This window comes from Actinosynnema sp. (assembly GCF_052038725.1).
On sequence record NZ_JBQGCX010001205.1, the window covers coordinates 1 to 5,294 of the forward strand.

Below are 5,294 nucleotides of genomic sequence, written 5' to 3' on the forward strand. Positions count from 1 at the left end.
GGGCGGGACCAACTGCCGGTGGCGTTGAAGACCGCCCTGGCTCGCCAAGAGCCTGCCGAGGTGGTTACCCGGAAGCCACCGCCCTCGACGTCCACGGCCGTGACGCGTTCCCCGCGGCGTACCGGGATGTCGTAGCGCTGCTCGTAGCGCGCGAGATAGTCGACGACGTGGGCGGCGTCGGGGTAACCGTCGCTGGTCGTGGGCGGCATGGGCCACCCGGGCAGAGAGGAGTAGGCGGCGGGTGAGAACAGGCGCAGAGACTTCCAGGTATGCAGCCAGGCACCGCCCGGCCCGGTCTGCTCGTCCAGCACCACGTGCTCGATACCCCGGCGGCGCAGGTAGAACGCGGTCGCGAGCCCGGCCTGACCGCCGCCGACGATGAGTGCGCGGACCTGCTGCGTGACACGGTCGGTCATGCCGGTGACCGGAGTCCCAGCTGCGCGCCCAGGGTGGCGACACGGTCGGCAATATCGTCGCGCACCAGCCGCATGCGTTCCATGCCCTCCACGCCTCGACGTGACGGCTCGTCGGTGACCCACCGCTGGGCAGGCATTGCGCCGAGGGCGAGCTGGACCTCCTCGCCGAGGAGGACGACCAGGTCCACCTGGGCGAGCAGCGCCCCGTCGACCGGTTTGGGGTGCTCGCCGACGGTCGAGGCACCCACCTCCTCCAGCGCCGCCACCGACTCTTCGTTCAGCGCGCTCCCGGGACGTGTCCCGGCAGAGAGCACCCGGACGGTACCGCCGTAGCGCTGACGCATGAGAGCGGCGGCCATCTGCGACTTGCCGGCGTTCTTGACGCAGACGAACAGCACCGTGGGGACGTCGGGCACGTAGTGATCCTCTCGCGACGGGTGGACAGACAGGGGGTCAGAGGTGCAGGTCGCCCTACAGGGTGATCACGCGGGCCCGAAGCGTGTGCCGGCTGACGTGCTCAGGCCTGGGAGGGGACATCGGTCGGGACCTCAGGGTGTCTGAAGCGGTCCCGCAGCGCGAGGGAGACGTAGACGAGCCCGACCAGGATCGGCACCTCGATGAGCGGGCCGACCACGGCGGCGACCGCCTCACCGGAGGCGATACCGAAGGTGGCGATCGCGACGGCGATGGCAAGCTCGAAGTTGTTGCCGGCAGCGGTGAAGGCGAGGGTGGTGGTGCGCTCGTACGACATCCCCAGGCCCTTGCCGAGGGCGAACCCGACACCCCACATCAGGCCGAAGTAGAGCAGCAGCGGCACCGCCATGCGTGCGACATCCAGCGGCTGGGAGGTGATCCGGTCACCCTGCAGCGCGAACAGCAGCACGATCGTGAACAGCAGACCGCGCAGCGCCCAGGGGCTGACCGCGGGGAGGAAACGCTCCTCGTACCAGGTGCGGCCCTTGGCCTTCTCACCCCAGACGCGGGAGAAGAACCCGGCCAGCAGCGGGATCCCGAGGAAGCTGAGGACCGACTTGGCGATCTGCCAGGCCGAGACGTCCAGGGCCGCCTGGTCCAGGCCGAGCCAGCCTGGCAGCACCGACAGGTAGAACCAGCCGAGCCCCGCGAAGGCGACCACCTGGAAGACCGAGTTGAGCGCGACCAGCACCGCGGCGGCCTCCCGGTCGCCGCACGCCAGGTCGTTCCAGATGATGACCATCGCGATGCACCGGGCCAGGCCGACGATGATCAGTCCGGTGCGGTACTCGGGCAGGTCGGCCAGGAAGACCCATGCCAGCGCGAACATCAGCGCCGGGCCGACGAGCCAGTTCAGCACCAGTGAGCTGAGCAGCATCCGGCGGTCGGCCACGACGGTGTCGAGCCGGTCGTAGCGGACCTTGGCCAGCACCGGGTACATCATCACCAGGAGGCCGAGGGCGATCGGCAGCGAGACACCATCGACCTCCACCGCACCGAGCCAGGAGTCCAGTCCGGGCACCGACCGGCCCAGCAGCAGCCCCGCGACCATCGCCGCACCGATCCACACCGGCAGGTACTTGTCGGTGGTGGACAGGTGAGCGGTGGGTGAGTCGGTGACCATGCCCGCTGCCGTCGGGGTGCCCTGGCTCATACGGATCCCATCTATAGACGCCTATCGATGTGAGCATCGTGGGGGACGGCATGGACGAATGTCAATCTGGGCCGCCCTGCCCCCGGCGGTGCCGCGCCCAGGCGGCTCCTTCAGGGCGCCGGTGCCAGCGCCTGGCGGAGCGAGTCAATCGCTGCCGGCACGGCGGCGTACCAGACGTTGGTGCCACGCCGCTCGCTGGTGACCAGGCCCGCCTCACGCAGGATCTTGAGATGGTGGCTGACGGTGGGCTGGCTCTTGCCGACAGGCTCGACCAGGTCGCACACGCACACGGCACCGTCGCTGCTGGTGGCCAGCAGGTTCAGCAGTCTGAGGCGCACGGGGTCGCCCAGCGCGGCGAACCGGCGGGCCAGCTCGCCGGCCTCCTCGGAGGTCAGGGCACTGGCCCGCAGCGGAGCGCAGCACTCCTCCACCGTCGGCTGGGTGGGGACGACAGGCAGGGCTCGGGTGGGGGTCGACACGTCACAGGCTCCTCTATTGACAATCATCGATGTTTGGGTGCAGGCTGCACTCCATCGACAGACGTCGATACTAGGCCATCGACCGGCGGAGCCGCCAGGAGGCAGGACATCATCATGACCACAGCGAACCGTGAGGACCTTCCCGTCGCCGTCGTCGGCGCCGGACCGGTGGGGCTGGCCGCCGCCGCACACCTGGCCGACCGGGGGCTGCCGTTCCTGGTCCTCGAGGCCGGGGACGAGGTCGGCGCCGCCGTCTCCGAGTGGGGCCACATCCGCACCTTCACCCCGTGGCAGTACATCGTCGACGCCACGGCAGAGAAGCTGCTGGCGCCGACCGGCTGGGCTCCCCCGGCCACCCCGGTCCCGCCCACCGGTGCGGAGCTGGTCGAGCACTACCTGCTCCCGCTCGGCCGGCTGTTCGCCGATCAGGTGCGTGTCGGGACGCGGGTGCTGGCGGTCTCGCGGGCGGGGATGGACAAGACCCGCAGCATCGGCCGGGCGGAACGCCCGTTCGTCCTGCGTGTCCGCGACAGCGCTGGGACGGTGAGCGAGCTGTACGCCCGCGCAGTGATCGACGCCTCGGGCACCTGGGGCCAGCCCAACCCCCTGGGAGCCTCGGGTCTGCCCGCGCTCGGGGAGGACGAGGCCGCAGACTTCCTGGTAGGGCCGCTGCCGGACGTCCTGGGCCGGGACCGGGCACGTTTCGCCGGCCGCCGCACGCTCGTCGTGGGCGCCGGGCACTCCGCGGCGAACACGCTGCTGAACCTCGCCCGGCTGGCCGAGCAGGAGCCGAGGACGGAGATCCTGTGGGCCGTCCGCGGCGCCTCGCCGGGAAAGGTCTACGGCGGTGGGACGGCCGACCAGCTGCCCGCACGCGGCCAGCTCGGCACCGACCTGCACGCGCTCGTGGACTCCGGCGCCGTGCGGCTGGTCACCGGCTTCTCCATCACCGCCCTTGAGACCGGCCAGGACAACCTCACGGTCCATGGTGAAACGGCGGACGGCGCGCTCAGCCTCGAAGGCATCCACAACCTGGCGGCCGCGACCGGGTTCCGGCCCGACCTGTCCATGCTCGCCGAGACCCAGCTCGACCTGCACCCGGCCCTCGAGGCCCCGACCCGGCTGGCGCCGCTGGTCGACCCGCAGTACCACTCCTGCGGCACCGTGCCGCCCCACGGCCACAGCGACCTGGCCCAGCCCGACGACGGCCTGTACATCGTCGGGATGAAGTCCTACGGCCGCGCCCCGACATCCCTCATCACCACCGGCAACGAACAGGTCCGCTCGGTGGTCGCCGCACTGGCCGGCGACCTCGCCGCGGCCGACGAGGTCCAGCTCGTGCTGCCCGAGACCGGGGTCTGCTCGGTCAACGCCAAGGGCGAGGACACCGCCGCCAGCGGCGGCTGCTGCGGCACTCCGACCGGTGTGCACGATTTGCAGGTGCCGGCCGACGCGCACCGCGAACGACCCGCCGGGGTCCCGGCACTCGGCTTCGCCACCGGCACCGGCGGCGGGGGCCTGCTCGCCGAGCTCGTGGTCACCACCCCCGCCGGCTCGGGCCGGTGCTGCACGGGCGCGTGACCTCCACCCTGCTACGTGCCGCCGCTGCCCGGCAGCGGCGGCGCGCCGCCTTCCCCGGCTGGCGGATGGTGCGGGTGCTCGCGGTCACCGAGACCATCAGCTACGCCGCGCTCTACTACTGCTTCGCCGTGATGGTCGCGCCCATGCGCGCCGAGCTCGGTGCGAGCACCGCCGCCATCTCCGGCGCCCTCTCCCTCGGCATCGCCGTCAGCGGTGCAGCCGCTCCCCTGGTCGGCCGCCACGTCGACCGGCACGGCGCCCGGGCCGTCATGACCGGTGGCAGCCTGCTCGCCGGAGCCGGGGTGCTGGCCTGGTCCCAGGCCCACACCATGCCCCAGCTCTACGCCGCCTTCGTCGTCATCGGCGTGGCCAGCGCCCTAGTGCTCTACGAGCCTGCGTTCGCCGTGATCAACACCTGGTTCTACCGGCGCCGCCGGGCCGCCCTGCTCACCATGACCGTGGTGGCCGGATTCTCCTCGACGATCTTCCTACCGGTCTCCCAGGCACTGGTGGACACCCTGGGTTGGCGATCGGCACTGGTGGTCCTGGCGGTCCTGGTGGGCGGCTGCGCCATTCCGCACGCTCTTGTGCTTCGCCGCGCCCCTTCCGACCATGGCCTGCGCCCGGACGGGACCGAACCCGCGGCCCATGACAGTGAGCTCACCGCCGCCGCCGCCGAGGGCCGCACCGCTCCTGCGATGCAGGCTGCGGTGCGACGGCTGACGTTGGCTCACCTCATGCACACCGTCGCCGTCACCGTGGTCGCGGTCCATCTCGTCGGGTACCTGGTCCACACAGGTATGCCGGCGCTGTCTGCCGCCACGGCGGCCGGCTCCCTGGGGATCATGTCGGTCACCGGACGAGTCGTCTTCACCGGTGCTGCCCAGCGCCTCGGCCTCGCCGCCACCGCCGCCCTGATCGTCGCAGGTCAGGCCTTAGGTGTCCTGGTGCTCCTCACCGTGCCAGGCGTCGCCGGCGTGGTGCTGTTCGTTCTCCTCTTCGGGGCCGGGTTCGGAGTGATGACAATTGCTCGCGCCGCTCTGCTCGGGGAGTTCGTCCCCCGCCGCGCGTTCGCGCACACCTCCGGACGACAGGTCCTCGTCGCGACCGTAGGGCGGGTTGCCGCTCCGGTCACCGCAGGCAGCATCATCTCCTTCGGCGGCTACGTGCCGATGTTCGCCGCCGTTGCCG

Annotated in this window: 6 protein-coding genes; 2 read left to right on the plus strand and 4 right to left on the minus strand. The window is 71.4% G+C overall.

Features of this window, described 5'->3' with window-relative positions:
* The 4 genes from ACTUAL_RS25320 to ACTUAL_RS25335 all read right to left on the minus strand — a co-directional run.
* A partial coding sequence (locus ACTUAL_RS25320) for an FAD-dependent oxidoreductase (protein ID WP_440902002.1) occupies positions 1 to 416 on the minus strand: 416 nt, incomplete at its 3' end.
* The gene (locus tag ACTUAL_RS25325; RefSeq protein ID WP_440902003.1) at positions 413 to 832 is read right to left on the minus strand and encodes an arsenate-mycothiol transferase ArsC; all 420 of its coding nucleotides are present in this window, start codon (positions 830 to 832) and stop codon (positions 413 to 415) included. The genes ACTUAL_RS25325 and ACTUAL_RS25320, both read right to left, overlap by 4 nt.
* 101 nt (positions 833 to 933) lie before the next feature.
* Positions 934 to 2,013 (minus strand): ACR3 family arsenite efflux transporter, encoded by a 1,080-nt coding sequence (gene arsB, locus ACTUAL_RS25330; protein ID WP_440902004.1) that lies wholly within the window; start codon positions 2,011 to 2,013, stop codon positions 934 to 936.
* A 140-nt stretch (positions 2,014 to 2,153) separates the two neighbouring features.
* Positions 2,154 to 2,522, minus strand: a complete 369-nt coding sequence (locus ACTUAL_RS25335; protein ID WP_440902005.1) for an ArsR/SmtB family transcription factor — start codon at positions 2,520 to 2,522, stop codon at positions 2,154 to 2,156.
* Positions 2,523 to 2,636: 114 nt separating this feature from the next.
* Here ACTUAL_RS25335 and ACTUAL_RS25340 point away from each other — a divergent pair, with 114 nt between their 5' ends.
* The gene (locus ACTUAL_RS25340) at positions 2,637 to 4,103 is read left to right on the plus strand and encodes an NAD(P)-binding domain-containing protein (protein WP_440902006.1); all 1,467 of its coding nucleotides are present in this window, start codon (positions 2,637 to 2,639) and stop codon (positions 4,101 to 4,103) included.
* Positions 4,100 to 5,294, plus strand: a 1,195-nt coding sequence (locus ACTUAL_RS25345) for an MFS transporter (protein ID WP_440902007.1), incomplete at its 3' end; no start/stop codon positions are given. The genes ACTUAL_RS25340 and ACTUAL_RS25345, both read left to right, overlap by 4 nt.